We start from the raw sequence: 16,607 nt of genomic DNA, 5'->3' as shown, positions 1-16,607 counted from the left end.
AGCCATGAAAACGCAGATCGCACACGACACCGCACTGGTGCGCTCGCTGGGTCTGGCGCTGGCCACGCTGCTGTTCAGCGCCTGCGCCACCCACGCCCCCATGAGGGGGTCCGACGCCGCTGCAGCCGTCGCCTTCCCCGACACGGCGAAGGCCTCGCCGAGAGGCGGACTGTTCGTCAATCTCGACAACCTGAGGCAATACGCACGTGGCATGAGCAAGCGCCAGTTGTACGGACTGTTGGGCACGCCGCACTTCAATGAAGGCATGTGGGGTGTGAGGGAATGGAATTATCTGTTCAACTTCCGCAGCCAGCCCAACGGCGACTACTTCTCCTGCCAGTTCCAGGTGCACTTCGACCGCAACGGGATCGCCCAGGAGAGTTACTGGAAGCCACAGTCCTGCGCGGCGATGCTGCAGGCGGGTAACGCTGCGCCGGCCGCATCCACTGCGCAGCCGCTGCCCGCGCAGCCGTTGGCGCTGCAGGCCGACGCATTGTTTGGATTCGACAGCGACAGTTTGACAGCGCAGGGACGTCGCAGCGTCGATGCGCTGGTACAGCGCGTACGAGCGGCAAGCCAGGTACAGATGATTGCGGTCACCGGTTACACCGACCGCATTGGCGCAGACGACTACAACCACAAGCTGTCGCAGCGTCGGGCCGAGGCCGTACGCGCGGCGCTGATTGCCGGTGGCGTGCCGTCAACGGCGATCGTGGCCGAAGGGCGCGGTGAAACCGCTCCGGTAGTGGCGTGCGCGCAGCCCCCCGGCGACGCACTGATCGACTGTCTTGCGCCAAATCGCCGGGTTGAAATATCCGGCATTGCGCAGCTGGCAAGAAAATAGCGGAAAGATAATCAGAACCGGACGGTAAAGTATCTCTCAAGTCCTTGTTTTCGTTCGTCTTTAAAATAAAGTTAATGCCGGGTAAGAGAAACAGGATTGTTGCTTTCAAATCCATCACACCCACATCACGGGCAAGCGACGAATGTGCGCACCGTAACAGGGGGAAGTCGTTGGACCGGATACGTATCCATGCATGGAGTTCAGGTCGCATGGGTGCAGAGCTTGACCTGGCTCGCTGTCGGCCGCGGGATGTCTCCCCCGTCATCGCTGAGGGAGCAGCGAGCCAGGTCATCTGTTTTGGCAGCAGGTAGATCCAACAGCAGTGCGGCGGACGCCGAACCTATTCGACGCCGGCTATCTTCAGCTTCAACGCAGTCGCTTCGGTCTCGCAGTCGGTCGCAGGAACGCCCGCACCACGCAGCGCATCGATCTCGGCGCGCGCCGCTTTCATGTCGGCCAGAAAATCCGCATTGGCGTGCAGCTTGGCAACCGCACCGGCCGCCACCGCGCGGCCCTGCAGCACATCACTCTGCCAATGCGCATTGCAGATCAGGCGGTTCTCGCCAAACGCACGGCCACGCGCCAGCACGGCGTCGGCCTGGTCGGGACTCAATTCGGTCAGGATCAACGCCCAGGCCCAGCTCACTGCGGTATGCCCTGAAGGATAGGAGCCATCCTTGCGCAGCGCGTCCTCGTCGCCGGGCGCGCAGGTGCTTTCCTTGTAGAACACGAACGGTCGCGTGCGCTTGTAGTGATCCTTGGCCACATACGTTGCCAGGCCGGCGTCGACCATGCTTCGCTGCAGCAGCAGGTACAGGCGTGGCGTGTCGGCCTTGCTGACCGGCACACCGAGCGCGCACGAGAACGTGCTGGCCACCTGCGGAAAGTCGAGGTTGGCATCACGCGTGGCCAGCGCGTAGCGCGGCGTGCCGCGCAGCTTGCGTGCAGCGGCGTGTGTGGCCTGGTCTCGCGCGAATGAAGCGCTGCCCTTGGCGGGCGGCGGCGGTAACAGGGCCAGACTGTCAGGCAGGTTACGACCGAGGTACCCGGCCGGAATGCCGGGGCGTATCTCAGGAACCGGGGAAGGGGCCGCCGCGGTTGGCGGTACCGCGGCGGCCGTTGGTTCCAAAGGACCCGTCGCGCACGCGGACAGGACGGAACAGACCAGCACGGCGCTGAAGGGGGCCAGACGACGGCTGGGTGTGCGCATGGTGACCTTCCTTGGACAGGGGTCAGCCAATCCCGCACCCGTACACCCGGTAAGGGAGGGCCCCGGTGTACGGGTGCGGAATGGCTGGTGTTACTTTCGAAGTTGCCGGGCAGCCCGACAACCGGCGATTTACTGAGGGGGCCTCAGTAAAACTACTGAGCCGCTGCGGCCTGGGGACGCGTGCCGGGCACCGGGAAGCGCACTTCGATGCGGGTTCCGCCCAGCGGACTCTGGCTGACCTGCAGGCTGCCGCCGAGCAGCCGCGCGCGTTCTTCCATGCTGATCAACCCCAGCCCCGGCGCACGGGTGCTGCCGGACGACGACATGCCCACGCCGTCATCGTCCACCCGCAGCACCACGTCGTTTCCCTGCACATTGATGCGCACGTCGGCGACGCTGGCACGGGCATGGCGATCAACGTTGTTGAGCGCTTCCTGGACGATGCGGAACACGCTCAGTTCGCTGTCCTCGCCCAGGCGGGGCGCGCAGTCGATGCTGCAGCACAGCCGCAGGCTGCCGCGCGCATTACGCTTGTTGCAGAACGCGTCCAGTGCGCTGGCCAGGCCGGTGAAGCGCAGGATGCTGGGATGCAGTTCGTGCGAAATCGAGCGGATGTCGTTGGACACCGCCAACAACTGGTCCTGCAGTTCGGTCACGATCGGGCGCTCGCGGTCAGGCAGCTGATGACGCAGCGCGCTCATCCGGATCGAGATGGCCGCCAGTGACTGGTTGATGTCGTCGTGCAGGTCGCGGGCGATCCGGGTGCGCTCTTCTTCCTGCACCACCAGCATGCGACCGGTCACCTCACCCAGGCGCTGGTACGCGCGGTGAAGCTTGATGCGGCTGGACATCTTCTGGTCCGACAGTGCACCCAGGAACAGCAGCGCAAGGCCCGTGCCGATGGTCCAGGTCTGCGCGGTAAGCAGATTGCGCTCCGGGCTCCAGAAGCCGAACGGTCCCAGGCCATACTGCCCCAGCACGGAGCCCAGCGCCGCCACCAGCAGCATGCCTACCGACGCACCGGCGACACCAAACACGATCAACGCCCAGACCAGAATCGGCACCGGGGCCAGCGACAGCAGGGGCGTGACCACCCCGTCGCGCCAGTCGACCGTCCACAGCAGTACCAGCAGCGCCAGCAGCACCGACGCAAGCGCGGCGGCGTTCAGATGCCAGCCCTGCCGACGCTGTGGTGAACGGAAGCAACGGCCCAGGTTGTATACCGCCGGGACCACCAGCAGGTAGCTCACGGCATGGCCAAGGGCCAGTCCACGCAGGTCCTGGACACTGGAGATCCGGGCACCGTTGGCCAGCGCATACCACCACGCGCAGCACAGCGGCAGCAGCACGCACCCCATCAGCAGAAACAGGGTGAGGTCGCGATACCCCTCCAGCAGCGGACGCTGCTGCTGCCAGCGCACCAGCGCCCAGGCAAACATCGCCACCATCGAAAATTCGCCGAGGCTGGTCAGGACCTGGGCGTAGGCAGCGGCGGGGACCAGCAACAGCGCCAGCAGGCTGCCGGCTGTGGCGGCCACCAGGGCTTCGCGCCACTGGTGCAGCGGCAGGGACAGCAGCCAGCCGAGCAGCAGCGGGCCTGGCAGCCAGAACAAGTGCAAGGACACGCCAGGCTGGGGGATCAGATACGGAAGGCATTGGCCCAGCAGACACCCAGCCAGCAAGGGCAGGGTACGCAGCAGCAGCCGGCGCAACTCCATTGAACCGGGTGCGTGCGTGCGGGGTACGGCATCCGCACCCGGTCTGCGCACGGTACGCGGACGGGTGCCCACACGGGATGCTTGACTGCCTGCCTGCACGTCGCACCTCATAAGCGGTCGCGGGAGGGTCACCCGGAGTACGGGGCCGCGGGGGGTCAAAAAGGCTTGTCGGCGCTGCATTACGGTCGCACAATCGCTCGCATACAAGCAGGTTGTTGTGTCCCGCGCTATCCACTTTCCGACATGAACCCGGAGTTGGCATGGACGATTCGCTTGCCCAGTACAGTCGCTTCGACGTCGACGGCTTTGACGCCGACGCGCTGCTGGGGGTCGTGCGTGACACCCGTTTCGAGCAGCGCCTGCTGGCGGGTGGACAGTTCAAAGCCTGCGTGCAGCGGGTCGTCTTTCCCGAATTCAGCCTCGACAGCGGGGCTTACAACCTTCCCATTTTTGCCAGTGGCAGCTTCGGCGAGGACCTGATCGGCCTGGCCATGGCGGTCAACAGCGACGGGCCGATGTGGGCCAACGGGCGCTGGATTCCGGCCGGTCAGATCATGGTGTTCGCCGAAGACAGCGAGCTGAATGTGCGGCCGCGTCCGGGCGGCTGGCAATGGGCGGTGCTGCTGATCTCACGACCGGTATTGCAGCGTGCAGCGGTGACCTGGCTGGGGCGCGAACTGCAGGTGCCGCGTTCAGGCTGGTACAGCCGCACGGCCAGCGCCACCGATGCCGCGCGGCTGCGCCGCACTGTGCTGAACACCTTGGAGGATGCCGCGCATCCGAAGGGACTGGTGACCCCGGCGCAGATCCAGGTGCAGGCGCAGACGTTGCTGACCGCGTTCCTGGCGTCCGTGGCCGCTACCGATGCGGGGCAGCCACCACGTGCGTTGGGCAGCTACAGCGAGCGCTACCGCGACGCAGTAGTAAGGCGTGCCGAAAACTACCTGAAAACACAGTCCGACCGGCCCTATGACAGCCGGGCGCTGACCACGGCACTGGGGGTCGGCGAACGCCAGTTGGAGCGCCTGTTCCGTGATGCCTATGGCCATGGCCCCTGCCAATGGCACCAGATGGCACGGCTGAACCTGGCCCGCAGCGCGTTGCGCCAGGCCCGCGGCCAAGGGGCGGTGACCGATGTGGCCACCCGCTACGGTTTTGGCCACCTGGGGCGCTTCTCGGTGATGTACCGGGATGTTTTTGGCGAGAGCCCGCGCGACACCCTGCGCGGTTGAGCGCAATGTCACGGTTTTGATGCGTTCGCATCACGTTCCCGTCACGGCGGTGGAAGCACCGTCATAACCTTGTGCAGGTGCCGTTCAAGAATGCGGGAGGCACCCGCCACAGGGAAGGGTGGACGCAACCGGAGACACGACTATGCAGGCCTTGCAGGTGCAGGAAGAATGTCGTTATCGCAGGGTGGTTCTGGCCGACGACCATCGGGTGGTCGCGCAGGGAATCGAGCAGTTGCTGGTGGGTCGTTTCGACAACATCGAACTGGTGACCTCGGGTGAGGCGCTGGTGGAGTCGGTGCGGCGCGATCCGCCGGATGTGGTGGTCGCCGACATCAGCATGCCCGGCCTGAGTGGCATCGATGCGATGCGGGTGATCCTCGAGGAAGGCTACGACGTGCCGGTGGTGTTTCTCACCATGCACGATGAGACCAACATGGCGGCGCAGGCACTGCGCGCAGGTGCCCGGGGCTATGTGCTCAAGAGCGCGGCCGGTGAGGAGCTGGTGCGCGCCCTGGACGGGGTGATGGACGGGCGGACCTATGTCACTCCGACCCTGGCCGCGGATGCGATCGTCAGCACCGGGCGGCCGCGCTATCTGCTTACCGAGAAGCAGCTGCGCATTCTGGAATACGTGGCGCGCGGCCTGCGCTCCAAGCAGATTGCCTATGAGCTGGGGGTGTCGGTGCGCACCATCGAATCGCACAAGTACGCGATCATGCAGGAGCTGGGGGTGCATGGCACGCTGGAACTGGTGCGCAAGGCCGAGCTGGAAGGCTTGATCCGGCATTGACGCGATGACGCGCATGGCGCGTCACTACCGTTGTCCGCCACCGATGCCGCAGACCGGTAATGACACGCCATCGGTGTGTTGCCGACGCGTAGTGACACGCCATGCGTGTCATCGCGGACCATCCGGCAGTAATTTTACTTGCCGCCGTCCCGTTGTTTTTCCATTGCCGGTGTCCGCAGCGCCGCCCACCATCAAGACTCGGTGGGCGATGGCGGAAGAGCATGAGCGCAGTCCGGGTGCTGCTGGCTGAAGACGGCTCCGCCATGGGCCGGCAACTGCGTGGACTGCTGACCGATGCCTACGACGTCATCGGACTGGTCCAGGACGGAGCCTCGCTGCTGAACGCGGCCCAGCGCATGCTGCCCGACGTGGTGGTGACCGACATCGCCATGCCGCAACTGGATGGGCTTGAAGCGGTGCGGCAGCTGCGGGCACAGCGCCCGGTGCTGGGCGTGGTGTTTGCCACGGTGCATGCAGAACCGCAGATGGTGGCCCGGGCGATGGCGCTGGGTCCCTGCAGTTATGTGCTGAAGGCCGATGCAGGCGAAGACCTGCTGCCGGCAGTGCAGGCGGCGCTACAGGGTGAGACCTATCTTTCCCATTCGCTGCGGACACTACGGTCGTCAGGCCAGCAGGCCCATTAGCTTGGCCACCAGTTCATCCACCGACATCGCCACCAGCAGCAACGGCAGCATCGGGGCCAGCGCGGGCAGCGCCAGGCCAAGCATGTTCCAGCGCGACAGCGGTATCACCCGCATCGCCGAGACACCCTGATAGACGCCGCCGAAGTCGCAGTAGGCCGACGCATCATTGTGGTCCAGCAACGAGTCGCCGTCCGCGCGTGCCTCGCCACCCACCCGCCAACGCTGGTCGAACACGCGTGCGGCACGGCTGCCCAGCGCATCGAAACGGTACAGCGCATGCCGCTTGGCATGGATCAATGCCGGTGCCAGCAACAGCAATGGCGCGATCAGCAGCAGGGTCGAGCCGATCACGTAGCCGGCGATCAGGTGGCGCAGGCCGTACAAAGTCTGGTCCTGGTGCAGCATCTGATTGAGAAACGCGCCCGCCAGCATGATCCCGCCCGCGGCAGCGAGTGGACTGAAGCGCATCTCCGCGCGGCCGAGGAAGGCAAGACCGCCGGCCCGGTCCGGGTGTTGTGGATGCAGATCCAGCCCCACCTGCGGCAGCCGCCACAGCACCAGCGTCCACAGCAGGAAGCGCCAGAACCAGAGCAGCAGCAACAGGCGCAGCAGGGGTACGGCCACGGCCGAGAACCACAGGCCGGCCGCGCTTGGGCTGGCCCCGTGGAAGCGCCAGTCGTCCAGCCCTGGCAGCACGCCCGCCACCGGTGCACCGGACCACGCCGGGGCAAACGCCAGCGCCAGGCACACCGCTTCCGGCAACCAGCTGTCACGCTGGGTGCGCACGTGCTCCAGCAAAGCTTCCAGACGTGGCGCGCGCACCGCGTGCACCACATGGCTGCGGGTCAGCTGGCGCACCGCACCGCGCAGGAGGGCGTCGGCGCGCGGCGCGGTCAGCACCAGCAGGGGCAGGGCGATCAGCAGGCGCGCCAGCGTATCGTAGTCGGCCAGCAGGGCAATATGTCCGGGTGCCGCCTCGGGTGTGGGCCACAGGGTGCCCGCCTGCGCGGTCAACAGCAGCAGGGGCACCAGCGCCAGCACCAGCAGGAGCACCGCCAGCCAGACTGAAAGATGGCGGGTACGCTGCAGTGTGCCACTGGCGTGCAGCAGGCGGTGGACCAGACCACCGCGCATCAGCGAATAGTGATAGGCGCCCATGCGTCAGCATAGCGCCGGGCTGCCGGCGCGATGGAGCAGTAAAAATACTGGATGCAGTGCAGTACGTCTCCCGATGCCGAAGCTGTGCACGCAGGCGACTCTAAAGGCCCAGTGCAGCGGCCGATGAACATGCTTCTGGTGATCGATTTCCTGACCCGGTTCTGGTCCGACCTCATCGCACGCACCGACGGGGTCATGACCTTCCGTCTGTTCCTGCAGCCGATCATGGCGTTGATCACGGCCTTGATTGATGGCATGCGTGATGCCCGCGCCGGGCGTGGTCCGTACTTCCAACGGCTGCTGCATGCACCGGGCTACATCGAACGCAGGACGGTACTGCGCGATGGGGTAAGTGCCACAGCGCGCATTCTGTTGCTGGGTGTGGCGATGGATGTGATCTACCAGATCCGCACGTTTGGTGGCTTCCCGTACCCGTTGGAGGCGTTCGTGGTGGCGGTGCTGCTGGCCTTCATTCCCTACCTGCTGCTGCGCGGCCCGTTCCGGCGGCTGGCGGGGCGCTGGATCAAGCAACGAGGAGATGCATGATGACCGAGCAGGATCCGACCCGTGCATTGGAGACGAGTGCGCTGAACATCGAGCGTGCCAGCCAGATTCTCGGCAGCAGCGATGCCGCGTCGCTGGAACTGTCCTCGCGGCGCACCGGCATGTCGTTCCAGCGCACCCGCATGAGCGCCGACCGCACGCTGATGTCGATCATCCGCACCGCGCTGTCGCTGATCGGCTTCGGCTTCACCATCTTCCAGTTCTTCGGCCACGTGCTGGAGCTGCCGGGCAGCACGTTGAAGCCGGAAGCGCCGCGCAACTTCGGCATGGCACTGGTAATGCTGGGGCTGGTGATGCTGACCCTGGGCATCGTCTATCACCTGCGTTACATGCAGGGCCTGCGTAAGGAGCGCGAGCTGATGATCAAGGAAGGGCTCGTCCACGGCGAGAGCCACTACCCCATTTCGCTGACGTTGATCACCGCCGGGCTGCTGTGGCTGCTGGGGCTGGCGGCGATCACCAGCATGAGCTTCAACACCTGGCCGTTCGGCTGACCATGGAGCGCTTCGATGACACAGTGCCTGTTCCCCGCAACGCTGCCGTTCAACGCACGGGGTTGCCCATGAATGCGGTCGTGGATGACATGGTCGACATCGCCGGTGGCGTGTTCCTGATGGGGTCCAACGACCACTATCCGGAAGAAGCGCCGGCGCACAAAGTAAAAGTGGCGGCCTTCCGGATTGACCGCTACCCGGTGACCAACCGCGAGTTCTCACGCTTTGTCAGTGAGACCGGCTATGTGACCGCGCCGGAAAAGCCCGCTGACCCACGCGACTATCCGGGCGCGGATCCGGCGTTGCTGGTGCCGTCGTCGGTGGTGTTCATACAACCGACGCAGCGTGTGGACATGCGCAACACGCACAACTGGTGGCAGTACATTGCCGGTGCGGATTGGCGTCACCCACGCGGGCCGGATTCCAGCCTGGCCGGGCTGGATGATCACCCGGTGGTGCATATCGGTTTCGACGACGCGCTCGCCTATGCTGCGTGGGCCGGCAAGGACCTGCCCACCGAGGCGGAATGGGAGTTTGCCGCGCGCGGTGGCCGGGACGGGGAGGAGTTCGCCTGGGGAGACACGCTCACCTTGCGCGGCCGGCATCAGGCCAACACCTGGCAGGGCGAGTTCCCGTGGCAGAGCCTCGACGAGGACGGCTACCGCTGGACGTCACCGGTTGGCAGCTTCGCGCCGAATGGCTACGGCCTGTACGACATGATCGGCAATGTATGGGAGTGGACCGGCGACTGGTACCAGCACCATGGCGTGCTGCAGGGCAAACCCTGCTGCGCGATCGAGAACCCGCGTGGCGGCACGCGTGACGGTAGCCGCGACCCGCGCGACCCCGTGTCCATTCCACGTCGGGTGATGAAGGGCGGCTCGCACCTGTGCGCGCCGAACTACTGCCGCCGCTACCGGCCCGCCGCACGGATGGCGCAGCCGGTGGATACCACCACCTGCCACGTCGGCTTCCGCTGCGTCGAGCGCGGCTGACCAGGAGCCTGCCATGTTCGAACTGCACGAAGTGCTGGTGACGATCACCGAACCCATCGTCACCCTGATCGAGTTCATGGCGCTGATTCTGATCACGCTGGCCACGGTGAAGCTGTTCTTCCAGGGCCTCTGGCTGTTGATCCGCGGCGATGCGGATGGCGACCAGCGACGCTCGATCTGGCTGGAATACGGCCGCTGGCTGGTGGCCGGCCTGTCGGTGCAGCTGGCCGCGGACATTCTGGAGTCGGCCATCTACACCAGCTGGGACAGCATCGGCCAGCTCGCAGCAATCGCCGTGATCCGGACCTTCCTCAATTACTTCCTGGAAAAGGACATCGCCGAAATACGCGAGCGTCAGCGCCGGGTAAGAGAGCGTCGCGAGGGACGTGAAGACCACACAACGCCACCCCTGGAGGTGAAGTCATGAACGAGGTCCGATTCCGCCGCGTGCGGCCAGCCATGGCGCTGCTGGCGTTGACCATGCTGGTGCTTGCAGGCGGAGCGCAGGCGACCGAAGGGGCGCTGGGTCGCTCCATCACGGGCATGCAGATCACCCCCTATGCCGGTGTCATTCCACCCGAGCCCGGCTTCCAGTGGTCGCTGAGCTACATCGGCTATGACGGCAAGATCAGCGGCAGTCGTTCGGCTCCTATCGCGGGGCGTGTTTCGCTCGGTCTGGAGGCGGATGTCAGCCTCACCGCCGCCACCGGTGTGTACGTGTGGCCCACCAAAACCGGGCGCTGGAACTTCGCCTCGATGTTGACGGTTCCCTATATCGACGCCGACATCGATGCCGGTTTGCAGGGCCCGCTGGGCAACCAGATCCGGGTCAGCGACAGCGCCTCCAACCTGTTCGACGTGTACTTCGCGCCGTTCATTGCCGGCTATCACATCAGCGAGGTCGAGCATGTCTCGATGGGGCTGTACGTGTACGCCCCGACCGCGAAGTACAACCCCGACAACCTTGCCAACCCCGGTCTGAATGTCTGGACGCTGTCGCCCAGCGTCGGCTACACCCATCTGTTCCAGCAGGGCACGCTGGAGTTCAGCGTGCTGGGCGCGTTCGACTGGTACAGCCGCAATGACGACACCGACTACAAGAACGGCCTGGTACTGCGTACCGACGCACTGCTGGTGAAACGCACGCCCAGCGGCTGGGGTTTTGGCGCGGCGGCCGGGTGGATCCAGCAGGTGCAGGACGACGACAGCGATCTGGCCGATCAGTTGAATGGGTTCAAAGGACGCTCGTGGGGCGTAGGCCCAGTGCTGACCTATGGCAAGAAGTGGTCCGGGGGCGAACACCTGGACATCTCGTTCCGTTACATCAGTGAATTCAGCGTGCGCAACCGCTTCGAGGGGGATCCCTGGAGCGTGTCGATCAGTGCTGGGTTCTAAGGAGACAAGCGCATGATCCGTTCCACAACTGCACTCAGCACCGCCACCTGCCTGCTGCTGGCAGGGTTGGGCACGCTGGGCCTGCCCGCGCAGGCGGCCACGCCCAAAGCGACCGCAACCGCTACGTCAGCACCCGCATCCGAACGCGACCCCGACGCGCTGGCCGCACTTGAAGGCATGGGCGCGGCATTGCGCGCACTCAATCAATTTTCGTTGACCTCCGATGCCAGTACCGAGGTGGTACTGGAGGACGGGCAGAAGATCGAGCTGGACGGCAAGGTCAGCTACCGGGTCAAACGACCCAACCAGGTGTTCGTGGCGCTCGACAGCGACCGCCAGCAGCGCCAGCTGATCTATGACGGCAAGGCGCTCACGGTGTATGCCCCGAAGCTGAAGTACTACGCGCAGGTGGACGGCCTGCATGCGACCCTGGGCGAGCTGGTGGAACAGGCCGCCACGCGCTACGACATCGAGTTTCCGCTGGCGGACATGTTCCTGTGGGGCACCGATAAAGCCCCCAGCAGCCTGATCCGCAGCGCACGGCATATTGGCGGCGGCACCCAGGACGGTCAGCCGATTGAACAGTACGCCTTCCAGCAGGACGGCGTGGATTGGCAGGTGTGGATCTCCAAGGCGAGCTCACTGCCGGTGAAGCTGATCATCAATTCGCTGGATGACCCGGCGCAGCCTCAGTACCGGGCCCGCCTGCGCTGGGATACCCGCACGCCGGTGCCGGATAGCGCATTCGTCTTCACCCCGCCGGCGGACGCCCATCGGATCAAGCTGGTGCCGGTGGCTGTTGCCGTTGTTGCGCCTGACGCGGAGAACTGAGATGAGCATGCCCTCTGTAAGAACGCTGCTGCTGACGGCGCTGGCCTCTGCCGCGCTGGGGCTGGCCCCGGCGATGTTCGAAACCGCGTCGGCCCAGCACGGGCATCGCGGCGGCGGTGGTGCACGCGCCTCGGCGCACGCCAATGTGAACCGTGCCGCCCAGCGACCTGCGAATCATCCGGTGAACCGGCCTGCCGGCGGCGGTGCCAACCGCAACATCGACCACAACCGGAACATCGACCGCAACCGCGACGTGAACCGGAATGTGAACCGCAACATCGACCGTGACGTCCACGTCGATGTGGATCACCACTACGACCATGACGACCACTGGAACGACTGGGATGACCATCCCTTTGCCACTGCTGCCGCCGTGACGGCGGGTGTGGCAGTCACGCGGGCAGTGATCGGGTCCATCGTGTATTCGCTGCCGCCCAGCTGCGTGACCACCGTGATCAACGGCGTGGCTTACCAGCAGTGCGGGAACGACTGGTATGAGCCGCGCTACGCCGGCACCAGCGTGCAGTACGTGGTGATCAACGCCCCGCGCTGAACCGGTAGTTTTTCTGCCCGTTCTGCGTAGTTATGCGGATGCTCCGGCCGGTGGCGGAGCGCTAGCCTGAAACCCTGTTCACGACGCTGGAGCCTGCTGTGATGAAAGCCTTCGTCCTTGCTGTTCTGGCGACCGGCCTGGTGGCCTGTGCGTCGTCGCCCACGGTGCGCACCGACCATGACCCGAGCGCCAACTTTGCCTCCTTCAAGACCTACAGCTGGGCGCAGAAGCCGCAGGGCGCGTCGCCACTGGTGGTCCAGCGGATCGTGGATGGGGTGGATGCGCGGCTGCGTGCGCGCGGCCTGACCGAAGCCCCCAATGGTGACATCGCGCTGGTCGCCAACATCGCCAACAGCCAGCGCCAGACCCTGGACACGTTCTACACCGGCACCGGCATGGGCGGCTGGGGCTGGCGCGGTGGCTGGGGCGGCGGCATGGGCATGGCCTCGTCCACGACGACCGTGCATACCTATGACGTCGGCACCCTGGTGGTGGACATGTTCGATTCGCGCACCAAGCAGGCGGTGTGGCGCGGGTCGGCCAGCGGCACCGTGCCCAGTTCCACCGATCGGGTGAATGCGGCCGTTGAAGCGGGACTCGACAAGATGTTCGCCGACTTCCCGCCGGGCAGCGCAGCGGCACGCTGAGCCGCGCTTCGGTTCACCGCGCGGCGTCGCGTCGCGGCTCTCCCTCCCCAGCGACGCGACGCCGTGCATCTCTACTCCCTTCCGCGCGGGTGCAGCGCGGCACGAGGTGATGCCGTGTCGATCCGCTCACCGTTGATCATCGCCTGCCTGGTACTGCTGCCTTTTGTCGTAGCGGCCCAGGCGCAGCCCCCAGCTTCTGATGCTCCGAAAGCGTCGATGTTCCGCGACCCTGAAGACGGCCGCTTCGACATGTCGCGTTGGCTGCTGGATCATCGCGGTTTTCTGCCGGTGCCGATCATCATCACCGACCCCGCACTGGGTAATGGCGGCGGTTTGGCATTGGCCTTCTTCCAGCGGCCGCACGGTGGTGCTACTGCCCCAGGGTCAGAGGGTGCGACGGTGACCCGCCCGAATCTGTATGGTGCCGGTGGCGCACGTACCAGCAACGGTAGTGAATTCTATGGCGTAGGTGCGTCGCTGCATTTCGACGATGACCGCTGGCGCTATCGCGGCGGCGTCGCCAAAGCATCCCTCAACCTGGCCTATCACACGCCGGGGCGGCGACTGCCGCCGCTGGAGATCGACTACAACGTGGATGGCATTGTGTCGTTCCAGCAGGGCTTCCGTCGCCTGGGAACGCGCGATCTCTATCTGGGTCTGGCCTGGATCTACATGGACATGGACATCGGCTTCGATGTCGCCTCGGACCGGGGCAACTTCACCCCGCGCGAGCTGGCGTCGAAGAGTTCGGGGCTGGGGCTGTCGCTGGAGTACGACAGCCGCGACAACACCTTCAGCCCGTCCAGCGGCTGGCTGGGCATGATCGAGGGCAATGCCTACCTGCCGGGCATCGGCAGCGACAATGCGTTTCAGAGCTATCGCGGGCACGCCTACGGCTACTGGCCGCTGGGCAAGGCCTTCGTGCTGGGCGGGCGCGTGGATGCACGTTGGGCCAACGGTGACATTCCGTTCTACCGGTTGCCGTACATCGACCTGCGCGGTATCGGGTCGGCGCGCTATCAGGACACCCGCGCGGCGGTGCTGGAAACCGAGCTGCGCTGGAACATGACCTCGCGCTGGGCGCTGGTCGGCTTCGTGGGGGCAGGGCGGACCTGGGGGCGACACAACAGTTTCAGCGAGGGCAGCGACGAAGTGGCCAAGGGAGCCGGCTTCCGCTATCTGATCGCCCGCAAGCTGGGTATGCACGTGGGCGTCGACTACGCATGGGGTCCGGAGGATGAAACCTTCTACATCCAGGTGGGCTCGCCATGGCGCTGAACGTGGCTCGATGGATCGCATTGTTCGCGCTGCTGTGCGCTTCCGCAGCGGCGCAGGCGGTGGACGTGGTCAACATGCCCACCGGCAACAGTTGCGGCGTGCGCGTGGCCGGTGACACCCGGCCGCGGATTGGCCTGGCGATGGGTGGAGGTGGGGCGCGTGGCATTGCCCACGTGCGCATCCTGCGCAAGCTGGAGGAGCTGAACATTCCAGTGGACTGCATTGCCGGCACCAGCGCCGGTGCGCTGGTAGGTGCGTTGTATGCCTCGGGTCAGAGCCCGGCGCAGATAGAGCAGGTGGTGCTGGATACCGAATGGATGGCGATGTTCAGCGACACCCTGCCGCGCCGCGATCGTTCTTTGCGTCGCAAGGGCGACGACTACACCCAGATGACGGCGGTGGGCATCGGCCTGGGCGGTGCCGGCAAACGCGTGCAGGTGTCCGGCGGTGTGTCGCAGGGCGAACGCCTGATCGCGCTGTTCGAGCGCGCCACCGGCGGCAGCCGCATCAGCAGTGACTTTGACAAGCTGGCGACTCCCTATCGCGCCGTGGCCACCGACCTCAATACCGGCCAGGCGGTGGTGTTGTCGCACGGCAACCTGCCGATGGCGATGCGCGCCAGCATGTCCTTGCCCGGCATTTTCCGTCCGGTGAGCGTTGACGGTCGCGTGCTGCTGGATGGCGGCGTCGCCGACAACGTGCCGGTGGACGTGGTGCGCGCCATGGGGGCCGAGCGGGTCATCGCCGTGGACGTGGGCACGCCACTGAGCGAGCTGGACCAGGATGCCAGCCTGCTGGATGTGATCGGACAGCTCAGTGGCTTCCTCACCACTCGCAACGCGAATCAGCAACTGGCTACGTTGGGAGCACAGGATCTGCTGATCACGCCACCGCTGACCGGGCAGGTGGCTACCGGTGATTTCAACAAGGCCCCCCTGGCATTGCAGATCGGCCAGCAGGCTGCCGATGCTGCTGCTCCGGCCCTGCGCGCCTTCTCGCAGCCGTCCGCGGCATATCAGCAATGGCAGGTGGCCCGGCAGCAGCGGGCGGTGTCGGCCGCGCCCGCGCCGATTGCGTTCATCGAGGTCGACAACCAGACCGGCTATGCCGATGCCGTGCTGCTGTCCTACCTGCCGGTGGAGGTGGGCAAACCATTGGATAGCGAAGCCATGCAGCAAGGCATCCTGCGCGGCTATGGCATGGATACCCTGGCGAGCTTCAGCTACGAACAGATCGAGCGCGACGGCCAGGCCGGGGTACGCATCAGCGCACGCGCCAAGCCGAATGGCCCCGCCTATCTGCAGGCCGGCTGGACCATCAGCAACGACTTTGAAGGCAACCACGAAAGCAACCTGCGCGCCGGGCTGCTGTTCGCACCCCTGTCGCCGTATGGGGCCGAAGCGCGGGTGACCCTGCAGGTGGGCAGCGAGCCGGCGCTGACCGGCAGCTACTACCATCCGTTCGACCTGCACAATCGTTACGGCTTCGAAGCCGCGGGTGGCTTCCAGACCCGGTCCTTCAACCTGTTCGATGATGACGATGACAACAAGATCGCGCGGTTCCGGGTGCAGCGCACGGGCGCGTCGATCGGCCTGGTGCGCGAGGTATCCAACGTTCTTGCCCTGCGTGTTGGGGTGGAGCGCTATCGCGGCAATGCCAAGGTCGAGGTGGGTGACCCGACCATACCGCGCACCGACTTCGACGAAGGTGCGTTCACCGCCAGCGCGACGTACGACAACATCGACAGCCTGTACTTCCCGCGTGACGGTTTCCTGGCCACCCTGGGCACCTACCAGTCGCGCGAGGCGCTGGGGGCCGATACCCGCTTCGGGCAGGTCGATCTGGACGCTGTCGGCGCGTTCCCGTTCGGCAAGCAGGCGGTACAGCTGGGGCTGCGCTATCACGTCACGGCTTCCGGTGAGGCCCCGGTGCAGAACCTGTACCGGCTGGGCGGACGCTGGCGATTGGCCGGCTTCCAGCACAACCAGTTGACCGGACAGCATTACGCGTTGGGGTTTGTGGGTTACACCTATGAGCTGGGCAAAGTGCTGGGGCGTTCGGCGCAGGTCGGTGGCACCGTGGAATACGGCAACGCCTGGCAGCGGCGCAGCGACATGTCGCTGGAAGACGGTATCTGGAACGGCAGCCTGTTCCTCGGCTTCGATTCCTGGATTGGCCCGTTGATCTTCGGCATGGGCATGCGCGAAGGCGGCGAACGCGTGGTGTTCATCGAATTGGGCCAGACCTTGTAACG

17 protein-coding genes are annotated in these 16,607 nt (G+C 65.5%); 14 read left to right on the top strand and 3 right to left on the bottom strand.

Going from position 1 to position 16,607, the window contains the following annotated elements; all coding sequences use genetic code 11:
• Positions 1–4: 4 nt before the first annotated feature.
• Positions 5–844: an OmpA family protein gene (locus PDM29_RS18750; protein ID WP_311191548.1), complete on the top strand. Its 840-nt coding sequence runs from the start codon at positions 5–7 to the stop codon at positions 842–844.
• A 340-nt stretch (positions 845–1,184) separates the two neighbouring features.
• Here the strand turns inward: PDM29_RS18750 and PDM29_RS18745 are convergent, their stop codons facing one another.
• Together PDM29_RS18745 and PDM29_RS18740 are read right to left on the bottom strand one after the other, a co-directional pair.
• On the bottom strand, positions 1,185–2,054 hold the full coding sequence (locus tag PDM29_RS18745) for an acid phosphatase (RefSeq protein ID WP_311191547.1): 870 nt from the start codon (positions 2,052–2,054) through the stop codon (positions 1,185–1,187).
• Between the two features lie 152 nt (positions 2,055–2,206).
• Positions 2,207–3,679: a sensor histidine kinase gene (locus PDM29_RS18740; protein WP_425508691.1), complete on the bottom strand. Its 1,473-nt coding sequence runs from the start codon at positions 3,677–3,679 to the stop codon at positions 2,207–2,209.
• Between the two features lie 353 nt (positions 3,680–4,032).
• Between PDM29_RS18740 and PDM29_RS18735 the strand changes: the two genes are divergently transcribed.
• The 3 genes from PDM29_RS18735 to PDM29_RS18725 all read left to right on the top strand — a co-directional run bounded on the left by PDM29_RS18735 (position 4,033) and on the right by PDM29_RS18725 (position 6,438).
• Positions 4,033–5,004 carry an AraC family transcriptional regulator gene (locus PDM29_RS18735; RefSeq protein WP_311191545.1) on the top strand — a complete coding sequence of 324 codons (972 nt, stop codon included), beginning with the start codon at positions 4,033–4,035 and terminating at the stop codon, positions 5,002–5,004.
• A 142-nt stretch (positions 5,005–5,146) separates the two neighbouring features.
• The gene (locus PDM29_RS18730; RefSeq protein WP_311191544.1) at positions 5,147–5,794 is read left to right on the top strand and encodes a response regulator; all 648 of its coding nucleotides are present in this window, start codon (positions 5,147–5,149) and stop codon (positions 5,792–5,794) included.
• Between the two features lie 221 nt (positions 5,795–6,015).
• A complete protein-coding gene (locus PDM29_RS18725; protein WP_311191543.1) occupies positions 6,016–6,438 on the top strand; it encodes a response regulator transcription factor in 423 nt (140 codons plus the stop codon).
• Here the strand turns inward: PDM29_RS18725 and PDM29_RS18720 are convergent.
• Positions 6,418–7,596 carry a hypothetical protein gene (locus PDM29_RS18720; protein WP_311191542.1) on the bottom strand — a complete coding sequence of 393 codons (1,179 nt, stop codon included), beginning with the start codon at positions 7,594–7,596 and terminating at the stop codon, positions 6,418–6,420. The genes PDM29_RS18725 and PDM29_RS18720 overlap by 21 nt on opposite strands.
• 123 nt (positions 7,597–7,719) lie before the next feature.
• Between PDM29_RS18720 and PDM29_RS18715 the strand changes: the two genes are divergently transcribed.
• From PDM29_RS18715 to PDM29_RS18670, 10 genes are all read left to right on the top strand, one after another.
• Entirely contained in the window at positions 7,720–8,142 is a 423-nt protein-coding gene (locus PDM29_RS18715) for a hypothetical protein (RefSeq protein WP_311191541.1), read from the top strand.
• Positions 8,142–8,654: a YidH family protein gene (locus PDM29_RS18710; RefSeq protein WP_311191540.1), complete on the top strand. Its 513-nt coding sequence runs from the start codon at positions 8,142–8,144 to the stop codon at positions 8,652–8,654. The genes PDM29_RS18715 and PDM29_RS18710 overlap by 1 nt, the downstream gene beginning before the upstream one ends.
• Positions 8,655–8,722: 68 nt before the next feature.
• On the top strand, positions 8,723–9,649 hold the full coding sequence (locus tag PDM29_RS18705) for a formylglycine-generating enzyme family protein (RefSeq protein WP_311191539.1): 927 nt from the start codon (positions 8,723–8,725) through the stop codon (positions 9,647–9,649).
• 13 nt (positions 9,650–9,662) lie between these two features.
• Positions 9,663–10,076: a DUF1622 domain-containing protein gene (locus tag PDM29_RS18700; protein WP_311191538.1), complete on the top strand. Its 414-nt coding sequence runs from the start codon at positions 9,663–9,665 to the stop codon at positions 10,074–10,076.
• Positions 10,073–11,044, top strand: coding sequence for a SphA family protein (locus tag PDM29_RS18695; RefSeq protein ID WP_311191537.1), 972 nt, complete (start codon positions 10,073–10,075; stop codon positions 11,042–11,044). The genes PDM29_RS18700 and PDM29_RS18695 overlap by 4 nt, the downstream gene beginning before the upstream one ends.
• Before the next feature lie 12 nt (positions 11,045–11,056).
• A complete protein-coding gene (locus PDM29_RS18690; protein WP_311191536.1) occupies positions 11,057–11,875 on the top strand; it encodes a DUF2092 domain-containing protein in 819 nt (272 codons plus the stop codon).
• A gap of 1 nt (position 11,876) precedes the next feature.
• On the top strand, positions 11,877–12,428 hold the full coding sequence (locus tag PDM29_RS18685; RefSeq protein ID WP_311191535.1) for a hypothetical protein: 552 nt from the start codon (positions 11,877–11,879) through the stop codon (positions 12,426–12,428).
• A 101-nt stretch (positions 12,429–12,529) separates the two neighbouring features.
• On the top strand, positions 12,530–13,075 hold the full coding sequence (locus PDM29_RS18680) for a DUF4136 domain-containing protein (RefSeq protein ID WP_125362113.1): 546 nt from the start codon (positions 12,530–12,532) through the stop codon (positions 13,073–13,075).
• Between the two features lie 114 nt (positions 13,076–13,189).
• On the top strand, positions 13,190–14,353 hold the full coding sequence (locus PDM29_RS18675) for a BamA/TamA family outer membrane protein (RefSeq protein WP_311191534.1): 1,164 nt from the start codon (positions 13,190–13,192) through the stop codon (positions 14,351–14,353).
• Positions 14,344–16,605 (top strand): patatin-like phospholipase family protein, encoded by a 2,262-nt coding sequence (locus PDM29_RS18670; protein ID WP_311191533.1) that lies wholly within the window; start codon positions 14,344–14,346, stop codon positions 16,603–16,605. Before PDM29_RS18675 ends, PDM29_RS18670 begins: the two co-directional genes overlap by 10 nt.
• Positions 16,606–16,607 lie beyond the last annotated feature (2 nt).

The sequence above is a fragment of the Stenotrophomonas oahuensis genome (genome assembly GCF_031834595.1).
GTDB classification, from domain to species: Bacteria; Pseudomonadota; Gammaproteobacteria; order Xanthomonadales; family Xanthomonadaceae; genus Stenotrophomonas; species Stenotrophomonas oahuensis.
Note: the sequence above shows the minus strand (reverse complement) of the source record. Positions and strands in the feature narration are given on the sequence as shown.

What these genes read in the sequence shown, in the direction of transcription:
- PDM29_RS18750 (WP_311191548.1), top strand. Translation starts at nt 5, where the DNA reads ATGAAAACGCAGATCGCACACGACACCGCACTGGTGCGCTCGCTGGGT.
- PDM29_RS18745 (WP_311191547.1), bottom strand. Translation starts at nt 2,054, where the DNA reads ATGCGCACACCCAGCCGTCGTCTGGCCCCCTTCAGCGCCGTGCTGGTC.
- PDM29_RS18735 (WP_311191545.1), top strand. Translation starts at nt 4,033, where the DNA reads ATGGACGATTCGCTTGCCCAGTACAGTCGCTTCGACGTCGACGGCTTT.
- PDM29_RS18730 (WP_311191544.1), top strand. Translation starts at nt 5,147, where the DNA reads ATGCAGGCCTTGCAGGTGCAGGAAGAATGTCGTTATCGCAGGGTGGTT.
- PDM29_RS18725 (WP_311191543.1), top strand. Translation starts at nt 6,016, where the DNA reads ATGAGCGCAGTCCGGGTGCTGCTGGCTGAAGACGGCTCCGCCATGGGC.
- PDM29_RS18720 (WP_311191542.1), bottom strand. Translation starts at nt 7,596, where the DNA reads ATGGGCGCCTATCACTATTCGCTGATGCGCGGTGGTCTGGTCCACCGC.
- PDM29_RS18715 (WP_311191541.1), top strand. Translation starts at nt 7,720, where the DNA reads ATGAACATGCTTCTGGTGATCGATTTCCTGACCCGGTTCTGGTCCGAC.
- PDM29_RS18710 (WP_311191540.1), top strand. Translation starts at nt 8,142, where the DNA reads ATGACCGAGCAGGATCCGACCCGTGCATTGGAGACGAGTGCGCTGAAC.
- PDM29_RS18705 (WP_311191539.1), top strand. Translation starts at nt 8,723, where the DNA reads ATGAATGCGGTCGTGGATGACATGGTCGACATCGCCGGTGGCGTGTTC.
- PDM29_RS18700 (WP_311191538.1), top strand. Translation starts at nt 9,663, where the DNA reads ATGTTCGAACTGCACGAAGTGCTGGTGACGATCACCGAACCCATCGTC.
- PDM29_RS18695 (WP_311191537.1), top strand. Translation starts at nt 10,073, where the DNA reads ATGAACGAGGTCCGATTCCGCCGCGTGCGGCCAGCCATGGCGCTGCTG.
- PDM29_RS18690 (WP_311191536.1), top strand. Translation starts at nt 11,057, where the DNA reads ATGATCCGTTCCACAACTGCACTCAGCACCGCCACCTGCCTGCTGCTG.
- PDM29_RS18685 (WP_311191535.1), top strand. Translation starts at nt 11,877, where the DNA reads ATGAGCATGCCCTCTGTAAGAACGCTGCTGCTGACGGCGCTGGCCTCT.
- PDM29_RS18680 (WP_125362113.1), top strand. Translation starts at nt 12,530, where the DNA reads ATGAAAGCCTTCGTCCTTGCTGTTCTGGCGACCGGCCTGGTGGCCTGT.
- PDM29_RS18670 (WP_311191533.1), top strand. Translation starts at nt 14,344, where the DNA reads ATGGCGCTGAACGTGGCTCGATGGATCGCATTGTTCGCGCTGCTGTGC.